The organism is Modicisalibacter luteus DSM 23508 (assembly GCF_000378505.1).
Lineage (GTDB): Bacteria > Pseudomonadota > Gammaproteobacteria > Pseudomonadales > Halomonadaceae > Modicisalibacter > Modicisalibacter luteus.
On record NZ_KB900007.1, the window covers coordinates 1 to 25,707 of the forward strand.

Annotated in this window: 20 protein-coding genes; 11 read left to right on the forward strand and 9 right to left on the reverse strand. The window is 61.8% G+C overall.

Translation table 11 applies throughout. The annotated features are described in order from the left end of the window. Positions 1-23: 23 nt before the first annotated feature. Together F568_RS0119715 and F568_RS0119720 are read right to left on the reverse strand one after the other, a co-directional pair. On the reverse strand, positions 24-1,148 hold the full coding sequence (locus F568_RS0119715) for a TRAP transporter substrate-binding protein (RefSeq protein WP_019020494.1): 1,125 nt from the start codon (positions 1,146-1,148) through the stop codon (positions 24-26). 246 nt (positions 1,149-1,394) lie between these two features. Further along, positions 1,395-2,807 carry a sigma-54 interaction domain-containing protein gene (locus F568_RS0119720; protein WP_019020495.1) on the reverse strand — a complete coding sequence of 471 codons (1,413 nt, stop codon included), beginning with the start codon at positions 2,805-2,807 and terminating at the stop codon, positions 1,395-1,397. A gap of 202 nt (positions 2,808-3,009) precedes the next feature. Between F568_RS0119720 and F568_RS0119725 the strand changes: the two genes are divergently transcribed. After that, the gene (locus F568_RS0119725; protein ID WP_019020496.1) at positions 3,010-3,780 is read left to right on the forward strand and encodes a Crp/Fnr family transcriptional regulator; all 771 of its coding nucleotides are present in this window, start codon (positions 3,010-3,012) and stop codon (positions 3,778-3,780) included. Here F568_RS0119725 and F568_RS0119730 read toward each other — a convergent pair whose 3' ends face one another. The 3 genes from F568_RS0119730 to F568_RS0119740 all read right to left on the reverse strand — a co-directional run bounded on the left by F568_RS0119730 (position 3,781) and on the right by F568_RS0119740 (position 6,918). Next, entirely contained in the window at positions 3,781-4,299 is a 519-nt protein-coding gene (locus F568_RS0119730) for an ankyrin repeat domain-containing protein (RefSeq protein WP_019020497.1), read from the reverse strand. Positions 4,300-4,431: 132 nt separating this feature from the next. Beyond that, complete coding sequence (gene glpD, locus F568_RS0119735; RefSeq protein ID WP_019020498.1) at positions 4,432-5,982, reverse strand: glycerol-3-phosphate dehydrogenase; 1,551 nt, start codon at positions 5,980-5,982, stop codon at positions 4,432-4,434. Between the two features lie 168 nt (positions 5,983-6,150). Beyond that, positions 6,151-6,918, reverse strand: a complete 768-nt coding sequence (locus F568_RS0119740; RefSeq protein WP_019020499.1) for a DeoR/GlpR family transcriptional regulator — start codon at positions 6,916-6,918, stop codon at positions 6,151-6,153. Between the two features lie 326 nt (positions 6,919-7,244). Between F568_RS0119740 and glpK the strand changes: the two genes are divergently transcribed. Continuing rightward, positions 7,245-8,744 (forward strand): glycerol kinase GlpK, encoded by a 1,500-nt coding sequence (gene glpK, locus F568_RS0119745; RefSeq protein WP_019020500.1) that lies wholly within the window; start codon positions 7,245-7,247, stop codon positions 8,742-8,744. Between the two features lie 117 nt (positions 8,745-8,861). Then, a complete protein-coding gene (locus F568_RS0119750) occupies positions 8,862-10,619 on the forward strand; it encodes an ABC transporter permease (RefSeq protein ID WP_083933074.1) in 1,758 nt (585 codons plus the stop codon). On the opposite strand, the gene F568_RS0119755 is transcribed toward F568_RS0119750, so the two are convergent. Beyond that, positions 10,581-11,720 carry an ABC transporter ATP-binding protein gene (locus F568_RS0119755; RefSeq protein ID WP_019020502.1) on the reverse strand — a complete coding sequence of 380 codons (1,140 nt, stop codon included), beginning with the start codon at positions 11,718-11,720 and terminating at the stop codon, positions 10,581-10,583. The genes F568_RS0119750 and F568_RS0119755 overlap by 39 nt on opposite strands. A gap of 125 nt (positions 11,721-11,845) precedes the next feature. On the opposite strand from F568_RS0119755, the gene F568_RS0119760 reads away from it, so the two are divergent. Further along, positions 11,846-12,871 (forward strand): Fe(3+) ABC transporter substrate-binding protein, encoded by a 1,026-nt coding sequence (locus F568_RS0119760; RefSeq protein ID WP_019020503.1) that lies wholly within the window; start codon positions 11,846-11,848, stop codon positions 12,869-12,871. Between the two features lie 70 nt (positions 12,872-12,941). Here F568_RS0119760 and polA read toward each other — a convergent pair whose 3' ends face one another. Then, positions 12,942-15,749, reverse strand: a complete 2,808-nt coding sequence (gene polA, locus F568_RS0119765) for a DNA polymerase I (protein WP_019020504.1) — start codon at positions 15,747-15,749, stop codon at positions 12,942-12,944. Positions 15,750-15,874: 125 nt separating this feature from the next. Here polA and F568_RS23410 point away from each other — a divergent pair, with 125 nt between their 5' ends. The 5 genes from F568_RS23410 (at position 15,875) to speA (ending at position 21,256) form a co-directional block, all read left to right on the forward strand. Beyond that, complete coding sequence (locus tag F568_RS23410; RefSeq protein WP_019020505.1) at positions 15,875-17,089, forward strand: MFS transporter; 1,215 nt, start codon at positions 15,875-15,877, stop codon at positions 17,087-17,089. 118 nt (positions 17,090-17,207) lie between these two features. Next, a complete protein-coding gene (locus F568_RS0119775; RefSeq protein WP_019020506.1) occupies positions 17,208-17,816 on the forward strand; it encodes a hypothetical protein in 609 nt (202 codons plus the stop codon). Positions 17,817-17,883: 67 nt separating this feature from the next. Then, positions 17,884-18,174: a DUF2782 domain-containing protein gene (locus F568_RS0119780; RefSeq protein WP_019020507.1), complete on the forward strand. Its 291-nt coding sequence runs from the start codon at positions 17,884-17,886 to the stop codon at positions 18,172-18,174. A gap of 103 nt (positions 18,175-18,277) precedes the next feature. Next, entirely contained in the window at positions 18,278-19,228 is a 951-nt protein-coding gene (locus F568_RS0119785) for a homoserine kinase (RefSeq protein WP_026300670.1), read from the forward strand. A gap of 123 nt (positions 19,229-19,351) precedes the next feature. Then, a complete protein-coding gene (gene speA, locus F568_RS0119790) occupies positions 19,352-21,256 on the forward strand; it encodes a biosynthetic arginine decarboxylase (RefSeq protein WP_019020509.1) in 1,905 nt (634 codons plus the stop codon). 76 nt (positions 21,257-21,332) lie between these two features. On the opposite strand, the gene F568_RS23415 is transcribed toward speA, so the two are convergent. Further along, positions 21,333-22,013, reverse strand: coding sequence for a fumarylacetoacetate hydrolase family protein (locus F568_RS23415; RefSeq protein ID WP_019020510.1), 681 nt, complete (start codon positions 22,011-22,013; stop codon positions 21,333-21,335). Positions 22,014-22,154: 141 nt separating this feature from the next. Next, a complete protein-coding gene (gene thpD, locus F568_RS0119800; RefSeq protein WP_026300671.1) occupies positions 22,155-23,093 on the reverse strand; it encodes an ectoine hydroxylase in 939 nt (312 codons plus the stop codon). A 274-nt stretch (positions 23,094-23,367) separates the two neighbouring features. Here thpD and chrA point away from each other — a divergent pair, with 274 nt between their 5' ends. Further along, positions 23,368-24,531: a chromate efflux transporter gene (gene chrA / locus F568_RS0119805; protein WP_019020512.1), complete on the forward strand. Its 1,164-nt coding sequence runs from the start codon at positions 23,368-23,370 to the stop codon at positions 24,529-24,531. A gap of 141 nt (positions 24,532-24,672) precedes the next feature. Beyond that, positions 24,673-25,689, forward strand: a complete 1,017-nt coding sequence (gene arsB, locus F568_RS0119810) for an ACR3 family arsenite efflux transporter (RefSeq protein WP_019020513.1) — start codon at positions 24,673-24,675, stop codon at positions 25,687-25,689. Positions 25,690-25,707 lie beyond the last annotated feature (18 nt).

A 25,707-nucleotide genomic window follows, 5' to 3' on the forward strand; every position in this document is an offset into this window, starting at 1 on the left:
GGGCGCAAGGCGGGCGTAGGGCATCAGGCGTCTCCTTCACCCTTGACTGGCGTGGGCTGGCTCTCACCCTGGATCGCCTTGGGTGCTGGCAGCGCTTGCAGCTCATACCACTCGTCGATGAGCTGAACGTGCTTCATCAGTGACTCGTAGGCTTCCTTGAACGCCGGGTTGTTCTGCATCTCTTCCTGACGCACCTCGACCCAGGCGTCCTGCAGCGCACTGATGACCTCGTCGGGGAAGCGACGTACCTTGACGCCCTTTTCCTCGAGCTCATGAATGGTCCGCACCTGCTCCGGGGGCGCCTCGGCCATGGCCCACTGCAGGGTGGAGCGGCAGGCGGTCTCGAACTGCGCCTTGCGTTCGTCGCTGTACTGGTCCCAGACCTGCTGGTTGATCAGCAGCGAGAACCAGCTCGCGCTCTGGTGCCATCCTGGGAAGTAGTAGTATTCGGCGACCTCGTCGAAGCCCATGGCGGCATCGACCTGAGGAACCGAGAATTCGGTGGCATCGACACGGCCACGCTCCAGCGCCAGGTAGATCTCACCGCCCGGTACCAACTGCGTCGATGCTCCCAGCTTGTTGAGTACCTTGGCCCCGAGACCGGAAATACGCATCGACAGCCCCTGGAAGTCCTCGGGCTTGTTGATCTCCTTGTTGTACCAGCCACCGGTTTCCTGTGGAGAGATGAAGCACGGCAACACCTTCACTCCATAGGGATCGTAGGCTTTCTGCAGCAGCTCGGTGCCCTCGTCAGCCCACATCCACGACATGAATGCTTCCGGCGTGGGGCCGAACGGCAACGCGCCGTAGAGGTTGGTGATGGGTACCGTGCCGGCCCAGTAACCGATCCAGTCCCAACCGGCCTGGATGGCCCCCGACGACACCGAATTGAAAACCTCGAAGGCGGGCACCAGATCACCCGGCTCATGGACACGCAGCGAGACTTCACCACCGGTGGCCTTCTCGAGTTCCTCGGACAGATGCACGGCACCTTCGCCCAGAAAGTTTTGGGTCGAGAAGGTACTCGCCACATCGAGACGCTTGGGACCTTCGGCCAGCGCCGGAGCGCTCAGCGACGCGGTCACTGCCGCGCCGATCCCGACGGCGACCAGTGAGCGAGCGAAGGTATGGCTTGGATTGCTTGGCATGACTGTCTCCTTGCTGTTGTTCTTGTCCGGCCCGAAGGGCTGACCTGCCACAAGCAAGGACACCGCCAAACTAAAGAAAAAACCGCCATATCAGCCTTTTATCGCACCATGTCGACGGAAAAGCGGACAGGCCGAGGTCAAGGTTTGCGCAGCGGTACAGTAAGCGTCCGGAAATCCGTACGCCGGAGATCGAAGCGGCCCAGCAGCCCCTTACGGAACTGTCCGGAAATCCGGTCGTCGTCCGGCTTACCGGACACCCTCGGCCGAAGTAACATTATCGAGGCCATGGCGCGCCAGCTTCTCGTAGAATGAAGACTTGGCAATACCCAGGCGCCGAGCGGCCCGGGTACGATTACCGGCACTCTCGGCCAGTGCATGCTTCAGGGCATCGCGTTCGGCACGCGCCAGAGTTGCCTTGAGCGACTCCCCCAGCGCCGAGGAAACTACCGGCTCGCAACGAAGTGTCTCGGGCAGATCGCCGACGTCGAGACGGGTACCGCCCAGATAGAATGCTGCCTCGAGCACGTTTTCGAGTTCGCGCACGTTGCCCGGCCAGTGATAGCGACATAGACAAGCTAATGCTTCCTCGCTGAGCGCTGGGCAGCGTCGCCCGCGCCGTTCGGCGAGGCGGGCCAGCAGGTGGCGGGCCAGACCGGGGATGTCCTCGCGACGCTCGCGCAGGGGAGGAATCGTCAATGGCACGACATTGATGCGGTAGAAGAGATCCTCACGGAACTCACCGCGTTCGACCAGGCTTTCCAAAGGGCGATGGGTCGCGGCAATGACCCGCACATCCACTGTCACTAGCCGCGTGGCGCCGACCGCCTCGACCTCACGGTCCTGCAGCACTCGCAGCAGTTTGACCTGCATCGCTAACGGCATGTCGCCGATCTCGTCGAGGAATAGCGTGCCACCATGAGCGAGTTGGAATTTGCCCGGCTTGCCGCCCTTGCGCGCCCCGGTGAAGGCCCCTTCCTCGTAGCCGAACAGCTCGGCCTCGAGCAAATGCTCAGGAATCGCCGCACAGTTGAGCTTGATAAACGGTCCCTTGGCCCGTTCCGATAGCCGGTGCAGGGCATGGGCGTAGAGTTCCTTGCCGGTGCCCGACTCGCCCCGGATCAGTACCGAGGCATCGCCCGGCGCGATCTTGCGGACCTTGTCGTTGAGGGTGAGGATTGCCTCGCTCTCGCCGACGACATCAGCCAGCTGCCAGCGGGTGCCGGCACGCGAGTCCAGCGCTTGGCGGTAGTAGTCCACCTCGGCCTCGAGCGCCTTGACCTGCGTATTCATCTGCCGCCATTCCCAGGTGTCGTGATAGATCACCGTGCCGACGGCCCCCACCACCTTGCCGTCCACCCGGATCGGGTAACGGTGGGCAATCATGTGATGTCCGCGAACCTTCTGGAGCCGTGCCAGCTCGGCCTTGCCCGAAGCCAGCACTTCGGGCATGCGCGTATTCTCGATGATTTCGGCAACCGGGCGCCCGATGACGGTCAGCGGATCCACCTCGAGGAAAGCGGCGTAAGGCGCGTTGAGATAGACAATACGCGCCTCTTTGTCGACCACCACCAGCCACTCACCCATGGCATCGAGGCCGTGCAATAGCAGCGGCGAGGCCATTGCCTGTGCCGGCTCTGAGGAAAACAGTGCGTTACCCATGGTGACGTTTCCTGCAAGAAGCGTGTCGCCCCAGCATTGCGGGGAACGATAGGCACAGCAAGGCGACCTTGGGCGAAGTGGGAAAGAGGGCGTGACAACGTGAAGAAGCAATCCGAGGCTGGATATGTCACGATAATTATTCTGAAGGATTCAGTAGTGAAGTGCAGCTTGCTAGCCCGTCAAACGACACAGGAGCCAGGATGTGAGCCCTTCGGATAGCTGTTTTATACGCCAGCTCAGCCATTTTGCCCCGTTGTCCGACAAGGACAAGCACTTACTCAAGACACTCGAGAACAACCCGATCGAAGTGGATGCCGGAACCACACTATGGGAAACCGGCGACCCCGCCGGCCGCTTTGGCGTTCTCTCGCAAGGCTGGGCATATTCCTGCCGCTACATGGAAGACGGCACGCGTCAGATTCTCGATATTCATATTCCAGGCGACGTGATCGGGCTCGGGGAGTACGCCTGCCATCATCGTCTGAACACGGTAGTCATGCTCACCAGAGGCGAGATCTGCTACTTTCCGCACAAACACCTGCAACAGGTGTTCGAGGAGTCCTCGACGCTGACCTCGCTGTTTTTCACCATCGCCGGTCAGCATCAGGCCCTGATCACCGAACGGCTGATCAACATGGCCCGCCGCAACGCCCAGCAAAAGCTGGCGCATTTCCTCTATGAGACTCAGCAGCGAATGCAGCGAATCGGCTCCTACAACGAGAACCGTATCGAACTGCCCTTGTCCCAGCAGTTGTTGGCCGACTTGCTGGGCATCTCCACGGTCCATATCTCCCGCACCTTCGCCGTGTTTCGCGAACAAGGATTGGTGTTCCGGCATCGGCGATGGGTGGAAATACCCGATGTCCATGCCCTCGCCTGTGTTGCAGAATTCGACGGCAAGTATCTGGATGGCGGGTTGGCGCAGTCCAACGAGCCGCTTCGACAGTCGACAGCCTCCCGCCCGACGGGCTGATCACCCAGCCAGGCGGGCGGCGGTATCCTCGGCGCCCATGGCCAGGGCAAGGTCGCGAGCGGTCATGCCACGGCTTTCGGTGGCCTGCGGATTGGCCCCATGGGCAAGCAGGAAATCGACGATATCGACATGATTGAACATGGCAGCGAACATCAGCGCCGTCTTGCCGTCCGGCGAACAGCCATCGACTTCGGCGCCATGTTCCAGCAATAGCTTGACCATCGGCAGGTTGCCTTTATAGGCGGCACCCGCGAGGGGATTCTGGCCATGATCGTTGCGCATTTCCGGGTCGGCGCCGTACTCAAGCAGCACGCGCGTAGTTTCCATGTGGCCATGATAGCTGGCCAACATGACCAGACTGTCGCCTTTCTGATTGCAAAGGTTGGGTGGGAGCCCCTGGGGTAACCACTCTCGGAAGGTCTCGGTATCACCGATCCGGGCGCAATTGAACAGCTTGGTGGCAAGCTCAATGGTTTCTTCGTCCGGCATCGGCTTGGCGTTCTGGGGGGCTTGCGACACGGCATTCCTCCGGGTAGTTACCATGATGGAAAGTAGTATTCATCTCATCATAGTGATCTTCGAGGCTGACCGCAGTGCCAAGCAAACTATCGGGGCCATTGACCGATTGCATGTCTCGAGTCGATACGCAGGCTACTTGCGCACAGCGACCGGCTCGGCCTCGGCGGAAAATGCTGACGAAGTCCGCTGACGACATTGCAGGTAATCATCCAAGTGCCGCTTCTGGACATCGGTCAGCTGCAGGTCCAGCTTGGTGCGTCGCCATAGGATATCCCGTGATTCGCAGGCCCACTCGTGGTCGATCAGATAATCGACTTCTGCGCGGCTCAGTCCCGCGCCAAAATCCTCACCTAGCTCGTCGGCCGATTGCTTGTCCGCCAGGAAGCGCTCGCACAGGCGCCCGTAGCTGGAAGCGAAGCGTTCGGCACGCGCGCGCCCAAGAAAGGGGTAGCGCTGCTCCAACTCGTCGGCATACGCCAGCCGGCCCGGGATGTCACCACCCGGCAGGTGCACCTCGCTGGTCCAGGGACGTCCCATGGCAGGCAAATGTGGCGCCAATTGCGCCAACGCCGTTTCGGCGAGCTTGCGGTAGGTAGTGATCTTGCCGCCGAATACCGACAGCATAGGCGCGCCTCGGCTGTCCTTGCCCCGGTCCAGGCTCAATGTGTAGTCGCGGGTCATGGCGGAGGGATTGTCGGACTCGTCATCGCACAGCGGACGCACGCCAGCATAGCTCGCTACGATATCTTCACGGGTGACGGTATCGCGAAAATGTTCATTGATCACGTCGAGCAGATAGTCGATCTCCGCATTGCTGATGGCGATGTCGGCCGGATCGCCCTGATAACCGATGTCCGTGGTGCCGATCAGGCTGTAGTCCCGCTGATAGGGCAACACGAAGACGATGCGGTTGTCGCGATTCTGCAGGATATAGGCTCGCTCATCGGTATTGATGCGACGGGTAATGATGTGGCTACCCTTGATCATGTTTATGACATAGCGCGACGAGCGTCGTGTATGCCCACGAATGAAGGACTCGACCCAGGGCCCTGCCGCGTTGACCAGCGTTCGTGCACGGCGTGTGAAGGTCGTTCTGCCATGAAGAGCCATGAGCGTGATCGTCCAGATGCCATTCTCCTCCACCGCGTCGACACAGCGAGTGCGCACCAGGATCTCCGCCCCGGCCTCGCGAGCCTGCATGGCGTTGAGTACAACCAGACGCGCGTCGTCGACCCAGCAGTCGGAATACTCGAAGCCTTGGCGAATATCCGGCTTCAGCGGACTGTCAGCATCGAAACGCAGTGACCTTGCTCCTGGCAGGTCGTTGCGCCGACTCAGGTGATCGTAAAGGAACAGCCCGGCGCGTAGCATCCAGGCCGGCCGCAGGTGAGGCCGATGCGGCAGGATGAAGCGCAGCGGCCAGACGATATGTGGCGCCTTCTTCAGCAGTACCTCACGCTCACGCAACGCCTCTCGCACCAGGCGAAACTCGTAGTATTCCAGATAGCGCAAACCGCCATGGATCAGCTTGCTGGAAGCCGACGAAGTGGCGCCAGCAAGGTCTCCCTGTTCGCAAAGTCCTACGCGCAGACCGCGTCCCGCAGCGTCGTTGGCGATACCGGTGCCATTGATGCCGCCACCAATCACGAAAAGGTCAAGGATGTCTGGACGCTGGGAATGCATGAGCCGCTCCGCTGAAGTCGCGAGTCAGGGAAATGCAGCGGCTCGCAGGCAAGCCTTTCGCTTACCGCTGCATTACGCTCTGATGCGCCATAAATGTTCTGTATCGAACATAAACAACACGCAAACGAACATCAAGCGAAAATTTTGCTTGCACGCAGGCGCACCGACTCATTCGTCGACGACATACAACTCTACATCGTGGGCGCGCATCAGCTCCCGGATCGGTTGCGGTGGCTGACGGTCGGTGAACAGCGCATTGACCTGGCTGAGGTTGCCCTGGCGCACTACGGCATTGCGCGAGAACTTGGAATGATCGGCCGCGAGCAGAACCTGGCGTGAATTCTCTATGATTGCCTGGGCGACCCGCACTTCCTGGTAGTCGAACTCGAGCAGCGAACCATCCTCATCAATGCCACTGATGCCGATGATGCCGAAGTCGACCTTGAACTGGCGGATGAAGTCGATGGTGGCCTCACCGATGATTCCGCCGTCCCGAGAACGCACCACACCGCCAGCGACGATGATGTTGAAATCCTCCTTGCGCTGAAGGATGGCGGCTACGTTGAGGTTGTTGGTGATCACTTCCAGCCCGCGATGCTCGAGCAGTGCCTCGGCGGCCAGTTCGGTTGTCGTTCCGATATTGATGAACAAGGAGCTGTGGTCGGGGATATGTTCGGCTACACAGCGGGCAATACGCTGCTTGGCCTCGAGGTTGAGCGTCTTGCGCGTGCTGTAGGAGGCATTGACGGTGCTTGAATCGACCAGTCCTGCCCCACCGTGAACCCGGCGGATCAGATTGTCCTCGGCGAGCTGATTGAGATCGCGACGGATGGTCTGTGGCGTCACATCGAAATGCTTCGTCAACTGCTCGATGGAGGCGTATCCCTGATGCTTGATCAGTTCGAGAATGGCGCTGTGGCGATGATGCTGGGGCATTGTTGTGTCCTGGCGATCGATCAGGATGAAAAACAGGCCTCACCTCGCGATAGGCCCCGAGGCGTTGGACCATGGTCTAAGGCCAGCGGTACCCAATTCGATTGTAATAGACGAGTGGGGCGAATACCTTGCAAATGTTCGATAACGAAAAAGTCATTCCGCGACGCGCTACGCCCCCTTCCGGGTAGCGGACATGGCATTCTACCTTTCGTTGGCCGATCAAGACATTCCGGCCCAGGAGCGGCGCCTGCCACCCGCGTCGTTAAACGGCAGGCAACGACCGCCGCCCCGTGCCGGATCGTGACCGACGAAGACCAAGGAGCTTTATGAACAAGAAATACATCCTGGCCATCGATCAAGGCACGACCAGCTCACGCGCCATCCTGTTCGACCGGGAAGGCCACACCATCGACTCGGCACAGCGCGAATTCGAACAGATTTTTCCCCAACCGGGCTGGGTCGAGCACAACCCCCGCGCCATCCTAACCAGCGTGCTGGTGACCGCCACCGAGGTCATCAAGAACTCCCAGATCGATGTGGCGGAGATCGCCGGCATCGGCATTACCAACCAGCGCGAGACGGCAGTGGTCTGGGATCGCCAGACCGGACAGCCGATCCATAATGCCATCGTCTGGCAATCGCGCCAGACCAAGGACATTTGCGATCAGCTCAGCAGCGAAGGCTTCGAGTCGCTGGTTCGCGAGAAGACCGGCCTGCTGATCGATCCCTACTTCGCCGGCACCAAAGTCAAATGGATACTCGATCATGTCGAGGGGGCCCGCGAACGCGCCAGCCGCGGTGAACTGCTGTTCGGCACCATCGACACCTGGCTGATCTGGAATCTGACCGGCGGCAAGGCGCATGTCACCGACTACACCAACGCCTCGCGGACCATGTTGTACGACATCCACAAGCTGCACTGGGATGACGAACTGCTGGCCATGCTCGACGTGCCTCGTGCCATGCTGCCCGAGGTACGCTCGTCCAGCGAGATCTACGGCTACACGTTACCCCAGCATTTCTTCGGCAGCGAGGTACCCATTGCCGGGGTGGCAGGCGATCAGCAGGCGGCCCTGTTCGGTCAGGCCTGCTTTGAGCCGGGCATGGTCAAGAACACTTATGGCACCGGATGCTTCATGCTGATGAACACCGGCGACAAGGCCGTCCAGTCGCAAAACGGCCTGATCACCACCATCGCCTGCAGTCGCAATGGCAGGGTGGAGTACGCGCTGGAAGGCAGCATCTTCGTGTCAGGCTCGGTGGTGCAGTGGTTGCGCGACGGCCTGCGCATGCTCGGCAAGGCCAGCGACTCGCAGGCTTATGCCGAGCGCGCCGGGCACAACGAGGAAGTCTACATGGTGCCGGCCTTCGTGGGCCTGGGGGCTCCCTACTGGCGCAGCGACGTACGCGGTGCCGTGTTCGGTCTGTCGCGCGGCACCTCCAAGGAGCAGTTCATCCGAGCGGCGCTGGAATCGATGGCCTATCAGACCCGAGACGTGCTCGCCGCCATGGAAGCCGATGCCGGCCTGCAGCTGAAGGAGCTGCGCGCCGACGGTGGCGCCGTGGCCAACGATTTCGTGATGCAGTTCCAGAGCGACATCCTCGGTGTGCCGGTGTGCCGACCGCGTGAGACTGAGACCACAGCACTGGGGGCAGCCTACCTGGCCGGCTTGGCTACCGGGTTCTGGGAAAACTGCGAAGATATTGCACGCCAGTGGGCCACCGACCGACGCTTCGAGCCAACGATGCCAGAAGACGTTCGCGAGCGGCTCTACAAGGGCTGGCGTCAGGCCGTGCAGGCGACCATGGCGTTTACTGTCGACTGATGACCGGGCAGCGCTAGGCCTGTCCCTTGGGACGGCTTGCAGCGAGGCTTTGGTATAGCGAGGCGTGTCGTCGCCCAAGACATCCCTTCGACACTGCGAGAAGCCAGACAAATTGCTATGATCCGCCGCGGACGGGCTTCCCGCCCTGGCCAGACATCATCTCTAGCGAAGGAGTCTCGCGTGCCCCTCTCCGCCACGATCCGGTCGGCCGTTCCGCGCAACCGGCGGCGCCTCGCCCCCTGGACGCTCCTTACCCTCGCCATTGCCCTGGCGGTGGCCGTGCCGGTACTCGTGGTATTGGCCCATGTTCTGATGCCGAGCCGCGAGGTCTGGGCTCACCTGGCCGACACGGTGCTCGGACGCTATCTCGTCAATACGTTGGTGCTCGCCCTTGGCGTAGGCCTGGGCACGGCAGTCATCGGTACCGGGACGGCCTGGCTGGTGGCGATGTGCCGCTTCCCGGGCCGTCGGCTGTTCGAGTGGGCCCTGCTGCTGCCTCTCGCCATGCCCACCTACGTAATCGCTTATGCCTACACGGATTTCCTGCAATATTCGGGGCCGCTGCAGAGCGAACTGCGCGCCCTGTTCGGCTGGGAGTACGACGACTACGCCTTTCCCGATATCCGCTCGCTGGGCGGCGCAGTGGTACTGATCACCCTGGTGCTCTATCCCTACGTTTACCTGCTCGCCCGAGCGTCCTTCCTCGAGCAGTCGGTGTGCGTGCTGGACGTGGGCCGAACCCTGGGGCGCGGCCCCTGGCGGCTGTTTCCCACCATTGCCGTGCCGTTGGCCCGCCCGGCCATCGTCGGCGGCGTTTCGCTGGTACTGATGGAAACCCTCAACGAGTTCGGTGCGGTCCAGTACTTCGGGGTGGATACCTTCACCACCGGCATCTACCGCACCTGGTTCGGCATGGGCGAGCAGGTGGCGGCAGCGCAACTGGCCGCCTGCCTGCTATTGTTCGTGATGCTGGCGGTACTGCTGGAGCGCGCCTCGCGCGGCAAGCGCCGGTACTTTCATACCACCGGACGCTATCGCCAGTTGCCCGAGTTCCGCCTGCACGGTGCACGCGCCTGGGCCGCCATGGCAGCCTGCAGCCTGCCGGTACTGGTAGGTTTTGTGATTCCCGGCGCGATCCTCGCCGACATGGCATACGAGCAAGGAGACAGCGTACTCGGCGCGCGCTTTCTCGAATTCGTCGGCAATAGCCTGACGTTGGCGACGCTGGCCGCAGGCGTCGCGGTCTGCCTGGCCGTCGCTCTGAGCTACGGTGTGCGCCTGCATCCTGGGCGAGTACCGCGCCTGGCCACCCGTATCGCCGCCATGGGCTATGCCGTACCCGGCTCGGTGGTGGCAGTGGGCATCCTGATCCCCTTCACCTGGCTGGACCTGCAACTCAACGCTTGGCTGGATACATGGTTCGGCACCCGGCCCGGACTGCTGCTGAGCGGCTCGGCCTTCATCCTCGTCTATGCCTACGTGGTGCGCTTTCTAGCGGTGTCGTTCAATACCGTGGAGGCCAGCCTGTCCAAGGTGACTCCGAGCATGGATGCCGCCGCACGCACCCTTGGCCAGAGTGCCGGCGGCACTCTGCGCCGGGTGCATACCCCGTTGATGCGCGGCAGCCTGCTGGCCGCCGCTCTGCTGGTGTTCGTCGATGTGATGAAGGAGCTGCCGGCGACGGTGATACTGCGCCCCTTTAACTTCGACACCCTGGCGGTGCGCGCCCACAACCTGGCTGCCGACGAAAGGCTGGCCGAGGCCGCTGCTTCCTCGCTGACCATTGTGCTGGTCGGGGTGATCCCGGTGATCCTGCTCAGCCGGGCAATCCGCCGCTCACGCCCCGGCGCCGAGGGGGAATACAAACGTCTGTGACGGGTCGAGCTCGAGAGCGACCGACTGGCCCGGCTCGGGCAGGAAGACGCCCGGCACCTGGGCCTGCAGGTTGGCCTCGCTGCCATCCGCGCCCTGCGCATGCAACCGCAACAGGCTGCTGCGTCCCAGCAGCTTGGACATGATCACTTGGCTACGCTGTGCCGGCATCTCACGACGTTCGTCGTCCGGCACTTCGACAGGGGTGACGCGTAGCGCCTCGGGACGGATCATCACCCGTGCCCGTGTGCCCTCGGCAAGCCCTGGCGTGGCGACCGGCCCCACCGGGGTTGCTACCCGGCCGCCCTGTACCGTACCGCGCCACTCGTTGACCGCCCCGAAGAACGACACCACGAATGGGTGGCAGGGCTCGCAGTAAAGCTCGCGGGGCGTCCCCATCTGCACGATGCGCCCGTCGCGCATCAGAGCGATGCGATCGGCCATGAACATCGCCTCCTCGGGATCGTGGGTTACCAGCAGGGTGCCGGCACCTACGCGCTTGAGTACCTGCAGGGTGTCGTCGCGGATCTGTTCGCGCAACCGGGCATCGAGGCTGGAAAACGGCTCGTCGAGCAGCATCAGGTCCGGTGACGGTGCCAACGCCCGGGCCAGCGCCACTCGCTGCTGCTGACCACCGGACAGCTGATGTGGATAGGCCCGGGCATGTGCCGCCATGCCCAGCTGCTCGAGTAGAGCCAGGGCACGCTCGCGACGCTCGGCAGCGGGCAACGACTCCAGGCCGAAGCCGACGTTTTCCAGTACCCGCAAGTGCGGAAATAGCGCCGACTCCTGAAATGCCAGCCCCACGCTGCGTTTTTCAGGCGGCACGTGCCGATCGCCAGGCACGCTGAGCGGCTCACCGCGCAGCCTCAACTCGCCGTGCTGCAGAACCTCGAGCCCAGCAGCAATGCGCAGCAACGTCGTTTTGCCGCATCCGGACGGCCCCAGCAGACACACTACCTCACCTGCGCCCACCGTCAGGCTGACGTCATCGACGGCCAGGTGATCATCGTAGGTGTGACTGACATGGCTCAGGGTCAGCAGACTGCCGTGGCGCGCCTGGGCACCTCGGACAGCATCGGTCGGCGAAAAGTTGGTAGTCATGGTCGATGGCACGGTCTCTGTGGTTGGATTGCCCCGCACGGGAATTGACGTCGGTCGGCCAACAGGCTTGAATACAGCAAATAATGCAACGTATTCTCATTAAAATACAGCTTCGAGGAATCTCCATGCCCGCACGTCGCCTCGCCGCGCCGCTAGCGATGCTCGCCGCCGGCTTCGCCGGTATCGGCACTGCCAGCGCCGAGGAAGTCAACATCTATTCGGCCCGCCACTACGACTCCGACCAGGCACTTTATGACGCCTTTACAGAAAAGACCGGCATCGAGGTTAACGTACTGGAAGGCAGCTCCGATCAACTTATCGAGCGTATCAAGCGCGAGGGAGCAGCCAGCCCCGCCGACGTGATGATGACCGTCGATGCCGGGCGCCTGTGGCGAGCCGAACAGGAAGGAGTCTTCCAAAGCATCGAGTCCCCGGTACTCGACGAGCGTGTACCCGCTGCCATGCGTCATCCCGAGAACAAGTGGTTCGGCTTCAGCCAGCGGGTACGAGCGATCTTCTACGATCCCAACGACATCGATCCGGCCAACCTCAAATCCTACGAGGATCTGGCCGATCCGCGCTTCAAGGGCGAGATCTGCATCCGCTCGTCGAACAACATCTACAACCAGTCGTTGCTGGCCTCGTTGATCGCTCATCATGGCAAGGAAGAAGCCGAGGCGTGGGCACAAGGTGTGGTCGACAACATGGCCCGCGACCCGGAAGGCGGCGACACCGACCAGATCCTCGGCGTGGCCAGCGGCGAGTGCAACATCGCCGTGGCCAACCACTACTATTATGCGCGCCTGCTCGAATCAGACGATCCGGAGGAGCGTGCGGCAGCCGAGAAGGTCCAGGTTCTGTTCCCCAACCAGGACGGCCGTGGCGCCCACGTCAACATCGGTGGCGCCGGCGCGGTCCGCAATGCACCGCATCACGAGAACGCCACCCGCTTCCTCGAGTTCCTCGCCTCCGATGAGGCCCAGGCATTGTTTGTCGAGGGCAACCACGAATATCCGGTGGTCAAGGGCGCGGCCAAGGATCCGGTACTGGATTCCCTGGGCGACTTCAAGACGGATGACCTCAACGTCAGCGCACTCGGCGAGAACAACCCCGAGGCGATCCGTATCTTCGACCGCGTCGGCTGGCGCTGAGCCCAACTGCACCGGGATGCACAACGGCCCGCGGCAATGCCGCGGGCCGTTTTACGTCCTCAATACGCTTTTAGTGCGCCTCGTCCCAGTTCTCCCCCGCCTGCGCCTCGACGATCAGCGGTACACGCAGCTCGGCTGCGTTCTGCATGCGCTGCTTGACCGCCCCGATAAAGTCCTCGACTTGCGACTCGCGAACCTCGAAGACCAGCTCGTCGTGCACCTGCATGACCATCCAGGCATCGAACTCGGCATCGCCCTCGCGCGGGTTCAGCCAGTTGTCTACATCGATCATCGCACGCTTGATGATATCGGCGGCCGTGCCCTGCATCGGTGCGTTGATCGCCGTACGCTCGGCGGCCTGACGCCGGGCATGCTGACGGGAATTGATCTCGGGGAGGTACAACCGCCGCCCGAACACGGTTTCGACGAAACCATCTTCGGCAGCTTGTGATCGGATATCGTTCATGAAGCGCGCCACACCGGGGTAACGGTCGAAGTAGCGATCGATATAGGTCTGTGCCTGGTTGCGCTCGACCCTGAGTTGCTTACTCAGTCCCCAGGCGCTCATGCCGTAGATCAACCCGAAGTTGATGGCCTTGGCACTGCGCCGCTGGTCGGGCAGCACGTTCTCAAGCGCCACGCCGAACACCTCAGCGGCGGTAGCGGTGTGAATGTCTCGCTCCTCGGCAAAGGCCTCCAGAAGCCCCTTGTCCTCGGATAGGTGCGCCATGATGCGCAGCTCGATCTGGGAGTAGTCGGCAGCGACGATCCGGTAGCCCGGCCGGGCGATGAACGCTTGACGAATCTTGCGCCCTTCCTCGGTACGGATAGGAATATTCTGCAGGTTGGGATCGCTGGATGACAGCCGACCGGTTGCGGTCACCGCCTGGTGGTAACTGGTGTGGATTCGCCCCGTGGCCTTGTTGATCAGTTGCGGCAGCTTATCTGTGTAAGTCGATTTGAGCTTGGTCAGCCCACGATGGGACATGATCACCTTGGGCAGCGGATAGTCCAGCGCCAGCTCCTCGAGCACCGCCTCGGCGGTGGATGGCGCACCCTTGGGTGTTTTCTTGATCACCGGGACCTTCTGTTCCTCGAAGAGGATATCGCAGAGCTGTTTGGGCGAGCCGAGGTTGAACTCGCGCCCGGCGATGTCGAAGGCGTCCTTCTCCAACTCGCGGATGCGCGTCTCGAGCTCCTGGCTCTGGCGGTGCAAACGCTCGGCATCGAGTGCCACACCTGTACGCTCCATGCGCGAGAGCACCGGAATCATCGGCCTTTCGATGGTATCCAGCACCTCGCTCAGGCGCCCTTCCGCCTCGATGCGCGGCCGTAACTCGCGATGCAGGCGCAGAGTGACGTCGACGTCTTCGCAGGCGTAGGGCACGGCCTGCTCGAGGGCGATCTGATTGAAGGTGAGCTGCTTGGCGCCCTTGCCGGCGACCTCCTCGAACGAGATGGTTTTCTCGCCGAGATACTTGAGCGCCAGAGAGTCCATGTCGTGACGCGTCGCCGTGGAATTGAGCACGTAGGACTCGAGCATGGTGTCGGTCAGCGCCCCCGCGACACGGATATCGTAGCGCGCCAGCACCGAGATGTCGTACTTGAGGTTCTGGCCGATCTTGCCCTTGGCAGGATCTTCGAGCAACGGTTTGAGCGCGGCGAGCACGGCGTCACGCTCGAGCTGTGCAGGCGCATCCAAGTAATCGTGGGCCAACGGGATATAGGCTGCCTCGCCGGGCTCCAGGGCCAGGCCGACTCCGACGATCTCGGCTTCCATATAGTTGAGGCTGTTGGTCTCGAGATCGAAGCAGAACACCTCGGCTTCCTCGAGGCGCGCCAGCCAAGCGTCAAATTCATCCTGGGTCAGTAGGGTGTGATCATTGCGATCTGGCTTGGCCAGCGTGACCGGCTCTTCCACGGCGTTTTCGCCTGCCGATGGCGATCCATGCTTCGACGCACCGGCCGACGCGCCATCCGCGACATCATCGACGCCTTTATCCTGGCCAGCCAGCAACTCGGATAGCCAGGCCTTGAACTCGAGCTCGCGGTAGAGTTCAAGCAGGGCCTCGCGATCGGGATGGGCGATATCCAGGTCGTCGAGGCCCACAGGTAGGTCGCAATCGGTCTTGATGGTGGCCAGCCGATACGACAGGTAGGCCTGTTCGCGGTTTTCCTCGAGCTTCTTGGGCAACGACTTGGCGCCCCGAATGCTCAGCGTAGTGACCTTGTCGAGATCGGCATAGATCGCATCCAATCCGCCAATCCCTTGTAACAAGCCAAGCGCAGTCTTCTCGCCGACCCCGGGCACACCAGGAATATTGTCGACTTTATCGCCCATCAGGGCCAGGAAGTCGATGATCAGCTCCGGCGGCAAGCCGAACTTGGCGGTGACGCCCTCGATATCGAGCGTTTCGTTCTTCATGGTATTGACCAAGGTGATATGGCCATTGACCAGCTGAGCCATATCCTTATCTCCTGTGGAGATCACCGCGTCGCGGCCTGCCTCGGTGGCATGGCGCGCCAGCGTACCGATGACGTCATCGGCCTCGACCCCTTCCACGCACAGCAGCGGCAGGCCCAGCGCACGTACGCAGGCGTGTAGCGGCTCGACCTGCTCGCGCAGATCGTCGGGCATCGGCGGCCGGTGCGCCTTGTACTGCTCGAAGATTTCGTCACGGAAGGTCTTGCCCTTGGCATCGAAGACCACCGCCATGGGACTGTCCGGATATTGCCTGATCAGGCTCTTGAGCATGTTGAGCACGCCCTTGACCGCCCCGGTGGGCTTGCCCTTGGAGGTGGTCAGCGGCGGTAGGGCATGAAAGGCTCGATAGAGGTAGGATGAACCGTCGACGAGAACGATGGGGGTAGCGGCCATGGATAAGGCATCCCTGGGAAACGAAAGACAGACGATGCCCCCATGATACGCAAGGTGACGTTGAGCGTCAGTCGCTGTCGCCGGGCAAGTCGCTAGACTGGAGTCATACCGTCAGGGAGGAACGGATGAGCTATCGCCGCCTGCTCAGGGATCGCTGCGGCTTGCTGGGCATTGCCTTTCTCGCCGTGTTTTCGGGCAACATGGGCCAGAGTTTCTTCATCGGCCTGTTCCAGCGTCCGCTTACGCAACATCTGGAAATCAGTGCCGGTACGTTCGGTACGCTGTACTCGTTGGTCTCATTGATAGCCGGGTTCCTTGTCCTGCACCTGGGCCCCAGCCTCGACTGGATGTCGCCACGCCGTTTTGCGCTGGCGGTACTGACCGGCCTGTTCGCCGGCGTGCTGCTTATGACCCTTTCGCCATGGCTTATCGCCGCTGTATTGGGGCTGGGGCTGGTCAGATTGTGCGGTCAGGGTCTGCTGGTGCATCTGGGCTTTACGCTGGCCGGCCGCGAGTTCGGTGCGCAGCGCGGCCGGGCGGTTGGCGTGGCTAGCCTGGGGATGCCGTTGGGCGAGATCGTGCTGACACCAGCGGTAGCTCTGTTGCTGGTATGGCTGGGCTGGCGGGAAGCCTGGTGGCTGTTTGCCCTGGTCCTGATCTTCGCCTGGCTTATCCTGGCGTCTCGAGTCGACTGGCCATCGCCGCCTCAGGTGCCAGCCGGCGAGGCCAAGACGCCGACGGTGCGACCGTTGCGTGATGTGCGCTTCTGGCGGCTATTGCCGTTGTTGCTGCTGCTGCCTGTGACCATGACCGGCATCTTCCTCTACCAGGCGCAGATGACCGAGGACCTGGGTGCCGCGGCGGCGACGTACGCCATGGCCTTGGCTGGCAAGGGGCTGGCCCGCATGCCCGGAGCATTGATGGGAGGACGTTGGGTCGATCAACTCGGCGAGCAGCGCCTGGGGCGTTGGTACCAGTTGCCCTTTGCCCTGGCCTTGGTCATTGCGCTGACCTTGGGTGGCGACATCGCCATCTGGGCGCTGATGCTGGGCGGCGGCCTGGTGGTTGGCATGCAGGAGCCCGTCGCCAACAGCCTGATGGTCAGCCTATGGGGCAGCGAGCATTTGGGGCGGGCCCGGTCCGCCATGAGCGCCAGCATCGTGTTCGCCACCGGGTTGTCACCTGCCGTGTTCGGCATTCTGCTCGATCTGGGCATCGACTTCTCAAGCCTGCTCGGTGGCATGCTAGTTCTGCTGGTCGGCAGTTGGCTCCTTGCCCAAGGGACTCTGGCCACTCTCCTGCGTCGTCCCGAATCCCGGGAATGGCCGCGCTTATCCTGACCGGCCGATCATGAACTACGCGGTACGCAACGCGTGCCGCTTGGCTAGGAACTAGGAATATGCATGAGCTATCTTTCACTACTGCGCCAGCATCGCGGCCTGCTGAGCATCGGCTTGCTTGCAATGCTATCCAGCAGCCTCGGCCAAAGCTACTTCATCGGCCTGTTCCAGGCCAATTGCCGAACGCCTGGCGATCAGCGCCGGCGAGTTCGGCATCGCCTATTCCAGTGTCACGCTGATTGCCGGCTTCGTGATGCTGCATTTCGGTCCCAGTATCGACTGGATCGCCCCACGCCGCTTCGCGATGCTGGTGCTCGCTGGCCTGCTGACCGGAATCGCGCTACTGACCCTGGCCCCCTGGGCAGCAACCGCCCTGCTCGGCCTGGGATTGGTACGTCTGTGCGGCCAGGGCCTGTTTACCCATTTGGGCAATACCCTGACAGGGCGCGAGTTCAGCATGAACCGCGGTGGCCTGGGAATGGGCATGCAGGAGATCATCGCCACGGGACTGCTGGTCAATCTTTGGGGTAGCGAGAACCTCGGCCGGGTACGCGCCCCCCTTAGTGCCTGCATGGTCTTCTCCACCGGTATCGCGCCGGCCCTGCTCGGCCTGCTGGTGGATGCCGGTGTCGATTTCCGTGCCATCCTCGCCGGCATGCTCGTTTTCATTGTCCTCGGCTGGTTCCTGGCACAGCGCCCCATCGCCGAGTCGCAATTGTCGCAGTGAGTGCAAGCACACCGAATTTGCGCATACACTGCGGGTATCACGTCGCTTGAGACGCTCGGAGGTGGTCATGAATGTATTCCGTCCCGCCCAGGCCATGCTACTCGGCCTCGTCCTGCTGGGCACCCCGCTGCTGGCCCTGGCACAGCAGGACAACGCCGTTGAACCGGACATCACCGTCCGTCAGGAAGAAGATCGCACCGTGCGTGAATACCGTGTCAACGGCCAGCTCTACGCCATCGAGATCAAACCCAAGGCCGGCCCCTCCTATTTCCTGGTCGACGACGATGGTGACGGCGATTTCCGACGCAGCGACAACGAGCGTATCGTCATCCCCAGTTGGGTGCTGATCTCCTGGTGACATGCCGATGCCGGCTTTTTCTGGGCCGGCATCGACGACGCCCCTGCAAGGCCAAGCCGCAAGCCGCTACAATAGCGCGCTTGAACCTCAGGGCGAGAACAACATGGCCGTATTCACTCCGCTGAACGACGCTCAAGTGTCCAGCTTCCTCGAGCGCTTCGACGTGGGCAACCTGGCCTCTTTCGAAGGGGTTGCCAGCGGCACCGAGAACACCACCTTCTTCGTTACTACCGATCGGGCACCGCTGGTCCTGACGCTATTCGAACAGGGCGAACACGACGAGTTACCGTTCTTCGTCGACCTGCTCGACTATCTCGCCGAGCACCGCCTGCCGGTGCCCGGGCCGGTCCACGATCGCCAGGGCGTCGCGCTTCAGAGCCTGGCTGGCAAGCCGGCATTATTGTTTCCGCGGCTGCCCGGCAAGTTTCCCAAGCATCCTAGCCTGGCCCAGTGCGAAGCGCTCGGCGATGCCCTGGGTCACATGCACTTCGTCTCGCAACGCTTCGAGGGACACCGTCCCAACCCGCGCGACCTGCACTGGCTGCTGGCGACCCATCACCAGGTGCTGAGCTATCTCTCGCCGAGCGACCAGGCCCTGATGAGTGATGAGATCGACACCTACCAGGGAGCGTTCGAGAACGCCGACACGCTGCCCCAGGGGGCGATTCACGGTGACCTGTTCCGTGATAACACGCTGTTCGACGGCGACCGTCTCGGTGGCATCATCGATTTCTATAACGGCTGCACCGGGGATCTATTGTTCGATCTGGCGATCGTGATCAACGACTGGGCCAGCGATGCCGATGGCAGCCTCAACCGCGAGCGCCACGATGCGCTGTTGCGCGCCTATCTGGCACGGCGCCCACTGACCGAGGCCGAACGCCAATGCTGGCCGCTGATGCTGCGCATGACCGCGCTACGCTACTGGCTTTCACGCCTACTGGTGGTTTACGTCGATCCGCCGGCCCATGAGTTGACGCCGCACAACCCCGAGCAGTTTCGAACCATTCTCAATCGGCGCATCACGGATGGCGCCCTGCCGTTGCCGGCCTAGGGAATTTTTACCCAGGCGCCCGATGCATTAGGCTCTACGACAGTACCCTCTAGTCATGGAATGACACGGGCCGCATAATGCGGCCCCGTTTTCGACCCAGAAGACTGCGCAGGAGAGAGCGCCATGAGTTCACCCGCCGCCAAGGCACGTCGCACGTACAATATCGACCAATGGGGCAGTGGTTACTTCGACGTCGACGACCAGGGGCACACCATGGTCCGCCCCCTGGGCAGCGAGATCGAGGGCCCACTGCTTCCTCTCGATGCCCTAGTCGACCAGATTCGCGAAGCCGGCCTGCGCTTGCCGGTGCTGGTACGCTTCACCGACATCTTGCATGATCGTGTCGAACAGCTGTGTGCCGCCTTCGATGCCGCGATGCAGGAAGAGGCCTACCAGGGCGGATACACCGCGGTGTATCCGATCAAGGTCAATCAACAGCGCCGCGTAGTCGAGGAAATCCTTGCTACGCAAGAACGCGGCCATGGCCGTGTCGGCCTGGAGGCTGGCAGCAAGCCCGAGTTGTTGGCCGTGCTCGCCCTGTCCGCCGATGGCTCGTCACTGATCGTCTGCAACGGCTACAAGGATCGCGAATACGTTCGCCTGGCACTGATGGGCGAAAAGCTCGGCCACCGGGTCTATCTGGTGGTGGAAAAGTTTTCGGAGCTCAACCTGATCCTCGAGGAGGCCCAGCGTCTCGGTGTTAAGCCGCGCATTGGCCTGCGTGCACGCCTGGCCTCGGTAGGCAAGGGCAAGTGGCAGGACTCGGGGGGCGAGAAATCCAAGTTCGGCCTGACCGCGACGCAGGTCATCGACGTGGTCGAGCGGCTGCGCAGCGCAAATGCACTCGACAGCCTGCAGCTGGTGCACTTTCACCTCGGCTCGCAGATCGCCAACATCCGTGACATTCAGCGCGGCTTGCGTGAGTGTGCACGCTTCTATCAGGGCCTGCGCGAGATGGGCGCGCCGATCGATACCGTTGATGTCGGGGGCGGCCTGGGCGTGGATTATGAAGGCACCCGCTCGCGCAGCTTCTGTTCGATCAACTATTCGATGCGCGAGTATGCCAGCAATGTGGTGTGGGCCTTCAGCCAGGCCTGCGAGGCTGAGGGCCTTCCGCATCCGCACCTGATTTCCGAGTCGGGCCGGGCTCTGACCGCACATCATGCGGTACTGATCACCAACGTCATCGACGAGGAGCATGTCGGCGAGACCGCCCCCACGCGCCGGCGAGCCGAGGACGACCCACAGGTCGACGAGCTGTGGCGCGTCTACGACCGTCTCGAGACCATGCAAGAGCCGCGTGGCCAGGTCGAGGCCTACCATGACCTGGTCCAGGCGATCGGCGAGCTGCAGGAGCGCTTCGTGATGGGCTTGGCCGACCTGGACGCCCGTGCCGAAGGTGAATCGGTCTACTTCGCCGCCTGCCAGCGTCTACGCTCACGCCTTGACAGCCGCAACCGTGCCCACCGCGATATCGCCGACGAGCTGGCCGAAAAACTAGCCGACAAGCTATTCGTCAACTTTTCGCTATTCCAGTCGGTTCCCGACGTATGGGGCATCAAGCAGGTCTTCCCGGTGCTGCCATTGACCGGGTTGGACCGCGACCCGACCCGGCGTGGCGTAATCCAGGACATCACCTGTGACTCGGACGGCCGTATCGACAACTATGTCGATGGTCAGGGGCTGGAGACGACTCTGCCGCTGCCGGAGTGGGACGACAACGATGACAAGCTGCTGGGCATGTTCCTGGTCGGTGCGTATCAGGAAATTCTAGGCGATCTGCATAACCTGTTCGGCGATACCGACTCGGTGGATGCCGCGCTCGGTGAAGACGGGCAATGGCGCCTGACCAACCTTCAGCATGGCGACAGCGTTGGCGACGTACTGCGCTACGTGAACTTCGATGCCGATGTGCTTCGTGAGCGCCTCAAGGCCCAGCTCGACGGCAGCGGTCTGAGTCGTGAAGAGCATGCCGAGTTCCTCGACGACTTGGCTGCCGGGCTTGAAGGGTATACTTACCTGGAGTGACGTAGCCCGGACACGCTATGTAAAGCGCCGCCCCTCTCAGGCGGCGCTTACGTTTGCGACATGGCAAAAGGCCGCGTCATTCGCCGGTATGGGTCACGAAATCCAGCCCAGCGTGACTGCTACCAGCCTGCAACGTGAAATGCAGTTCGGCGTTGCGAGGCAGCGGGCCAACTCCTGCCGGCGTGCCCGTCAATACGACATCGCCCGGCGCCAGCGTGAAATGCTGACTCATCTCGGCGAGCAGCTCGGGAACGGCGAACAGCATGTCGCCACTGTTGCCGGTCTGGCGGCGCTCACCATCGATGTCCAGGCTGAACTGGAGATTGCGCCAGTCGGGCGCGTCGCGCAGCACGGCAAATGAAGACAGCGGGCAGGCACCATCGAAGCCCTTGGCAATTTCCCACGGATGCCCCTTTTCCTTGAGGCGTGACTGAACGTCGCGAAGGGTCAGATCCATCGCCACTCCGAGCCCGACCACGGCCCGCCCGGCTGCTTCCGGCGTGACGTCTTTGAGCGTCTCGCCGATCAATAGAGCCAGTTCAGCTTCGAAATGAACGTCGCCCCGCGCAAATGGGGCCTCGATGGTTTCCTCCAGTACCGTGGCGCTGGTTGCCGGCTTGATGAACAGAATCGGCGCACTGGGCACCGGGTTATTGAGCTCCTTGGCGTGCTCGGCATAGTTGCGACCAACACACACGATCTTGCCCAGCGGTTGGCCCATCAGCTGGCCATCGGTAAAGCGCGGAACGAACGACATTCGGGTCTCCTTGAGCGACTGTGCCAGTAGGGTCAGAAGAGTCTACCCCATACATGACCTGCCATGCAGAAGCGCCTTGGCCAGAAACGTCTACGGCCCCATCCTGGGGCCGTAGCAGGTCATGCGCCGATTACTGCTTCGCTATTCGGGTTTCCACTCCTGCCCCGGTGCATGGGCCAGGAAGGCTGGCCGCCGGCGGCGCGCGCCGAAGGGCTCGCCACATACGTTGTCCACGCGGTTATAGACGAAGAACACGTTGCTGCGCGGATCGGGAGACATGTTGGCATTGGAGCCATGCAGGGTATTGCAGTCGAACAACAGCAGCCCGCCAGCGGCACCGGTTGGCGCCTCGATGCCGTTGGCTTCGATCAGGCGTTCGAGCGCCTCGGGACTGGGCACGCCAAACTCCTGAGTCTTTAGGGACTGCTTGTGATGATCGTCCGGCGTTTCGCCCAGGCAAGGCACGAAGACCTTGTGCGATCCGGGGACCAGCATCAGTGGACCGTTGTAGTGATGGTTGTCGGTCAACACGATGGAGGCGCTCACGGCGTGCATGGCCGGCATACCGTCCTCGGCATGCCAGGTTTCGAAGTCCGAGTGCCAGTTGAAGCCCTTGCCCTGGAAGCCCGGCTTGTAGTTGATACGAGACTGGTGAACGTAGGTTTCACCCCCGAGGATCTGGCGGACACGGCCGGTCAGGCGCTCATCGTTGGCCAAGCGGGCAAACCGCTGCGACAGAAAATGCACGGCGAACAGCGAACGAATCTCTTGGCTGTCGGGCTCGGTGATGCTGAAGTCCTTGCCGCGATAGGTATCGTTATCCAGAAGAATCTTGAGCTCGTCGCGCAATTCAGCAACTTCGTCGGCCGAAAGGAAGTTCGGCTCGAACAGAAAGCCGTTGCGTTCGAAATCGTCGAGCTTCTCCTGGCTGAGCGGCCCGTCTTCGGGCTTGCCCTTGACCACCGCTTCCTGACGATGGATCCATGGCAGGTCCATGGGGCGTGCTAGACGGGTGGGGTAGCTGTCACGTCGGTCGGGTGCTGTGGTAACCCGGGTCGGGGATGCGGTCTGTACTGACATCCAATCACCTCCAAGAAGTTTGTGATCAGGTTCAGATCCAGTCCGGCATTCGGCACGCTAGGAAAAGCGCACTGGCGAACTTCGCTTTACCAGCAGTGTTCATAGGGTGCCATGGTCTGCCGTGTCTTGCTTATATAGAGGATCCTGTTGCTTAAGGCGATATTCATCCTAAATGACAAATAGGAATTTGCAACCAGGCGCAGCGCACCTGATTGCAATATACCTATGCGATCTTGGCACGACTTTTTCAACCCCAGGCCAACCGGCGAGCCATATGCCCATCGTTAGAATCTTTATCGAATTTCTCAAGCTTGGCTGCATGAGCTTTGGCGGCCCCGCAGCCCACATGGGCTATTTTCATCGCCGCTTCGTTGATGAGATTTGCTGGGTCGAAGCCAGAGACTATGCGGAACTGATGGCGCTCTGCCAGTTTCTCCCCGGCCCGGCCAGCAGCCAGTTGGGCATGGCGATCGGCTACCGACAGGCAGGAGTGACTGGAAGTCTCGCAGCGTTTTTCGGCTTCACCCTGCCCTCCGCGCTACTGATGCTGACCGCTGGCCTATGGCTAGCCCACACGGAGATGAACGACGCCACCACTGCGGCGCTTCATGGCCTGAAACTGCTCGCTGTCGCTGTGGTCGCGGATGCCGTCGCCAAGCTATATACCAGCGCGTGTCCCGATCGCCCCCGTCAAGGCATGGCGCTACTTACGGCAGCGACGATATGGCTGTGGCCAGGCATGGTATCGCAACTCGCGGCCATCACCTTGGCTGCCGTGATCGGCACATCGAGATCCAGCGAGCCAATGCCGCAGCGTACTTCTTCCCATGGCATATCCGGCTTCGGCTCCCTATTCCTGATTGTGTTTGCCGGACTGCTGCTGATCCTGCCCTGGCTGGATACCGGAGGGTTGCTATCGGTCTTCGATGCCTTCTACCGTGCCGGCGCCCTGGTATTCGGTGGCGGACATGTCGTGCTGCCGCTCCTCGATGCCCAACCCCTCATCCGCGACGGCATGAGCGAGAATACCTTCCTGGCCGGCTATAGCCTGGCACAAGCCGTTCCTGGACCGATGTTCTCGTTTGCCGCATACCTCGGCAGCGCCCTCCAAGGCTCTTTGCTCTCGGGCCTGGTTGCCTTGAGTGCCATTTTCCTGCCTGGCTGGCTGCTGCTCATGGCCGTTCTGCCGATCTGGGCACGCCTGCGGCAAAACCCGCGACTCGCGGGTGCCCTGGCATGGGTCGTTGCAGCCACCGTCGGTTTGCTCCTGGCCGCGCTGTACGCGCCGGTGTTCGTATCCGCCGTGACCAGCCCTGCCTCCATGGCTACCGTCGTGTTCCTGTGGGCCCTGTTGCATGTGCTCCGACTACCGTTGTGGGCCGTGGTGATCATCGCACCGCTGGCTGGCCTGGCGCTTGCTGGACTAGGCGTGGCATAGCGCTTTCTTTCGATTGGCGGCAACCAGCCTCCCTTGAGGAATTCACAAAGCGCGATTAGCATATATGGATCTCCATATATATCGCCATATCAGCGCCTCACCTTTCTCCTTCATGCATGAAATCACCAAGAGATCGGCTCCATGGGAATCTTTGAACGCTTTCTTTCCGTTTGGGTAGGCTTGGGTATCATTGCCGGGGTTCTACTCGGCAGCCTCTTACCGGGACTGTTCCAGGCACTGGCCGGCATCGAGTTTGCCCACGTCAACCTGGTGGTGGCGGTGCTTATCTGGATCATGATTTACCCGATGATGATTCAGGTCGATTTCGCGTCGATCAGGGACGTTGGCAAACGTCCCAAGGGGCTGCTGCTAACCCTGGCCGTGAATTGGCTGATCAAGCCCTTCACCATGGCCGGGTTGGGCGTGCTGTTCTTCCACCATCTGTTTGCCCCTTTCGTCGACCCACAGTCGGCCAATGAATATATTGCCGGCATGATTCTGCTGGGTGTCGCACCGTGCACGGCCATGGTCTTCATCTGGAGCCAGCTCACCAAGGGGGACGCCAACTACACCCTGGTCCAGGTCTCGGTGAACGACCTGATCATGATCTTCGCCTTTGCCCCCATCGCCGCTTTCCTGCTCGGTGCCACGGACATCGCCGTACCGTGGCAAACACTGCTGTTATCGGTAGCGCTGTATATCGTGCTGCCACTGCTCGTCGGTTTTCTGACCCGTCGTACCCTGACCCGTCTGGGAGGCGCATCCCGAGTCGAGGCCTTTACTGCCCACCTCAAGCCATGGGTCATTCTTGGCCTGGTAGGCACGGTAATTCTCCTGTTCGGATTCCAGGCCGAGACGATACTGGCCCGTCCTACCGCTATCGGTCTGATTGCCATTCCGCTACTGATCCAGACCTATGGCATCTTTGCCATCGCCTATGCCGGTGCCAAATGGCTTCGTCTGCCTCACAGCATTGCTGCGCCGGCCTGCATGATCGGGACGTCCAACTTTTTCGAGCTCGCCGTGGCAGTGGCCATCTCATTGTTCGGTCTGCATTCCGGCGCAGCGCTGGCCACCGTGGTCGGTGTGCTGGTCGAAGTACCGGTCATGCTGTCGCTAGTGTGGTTCGCCAACCGCACCCGTCACTGGTTCGTCTGATTTCTCTCCCAGCGAGGC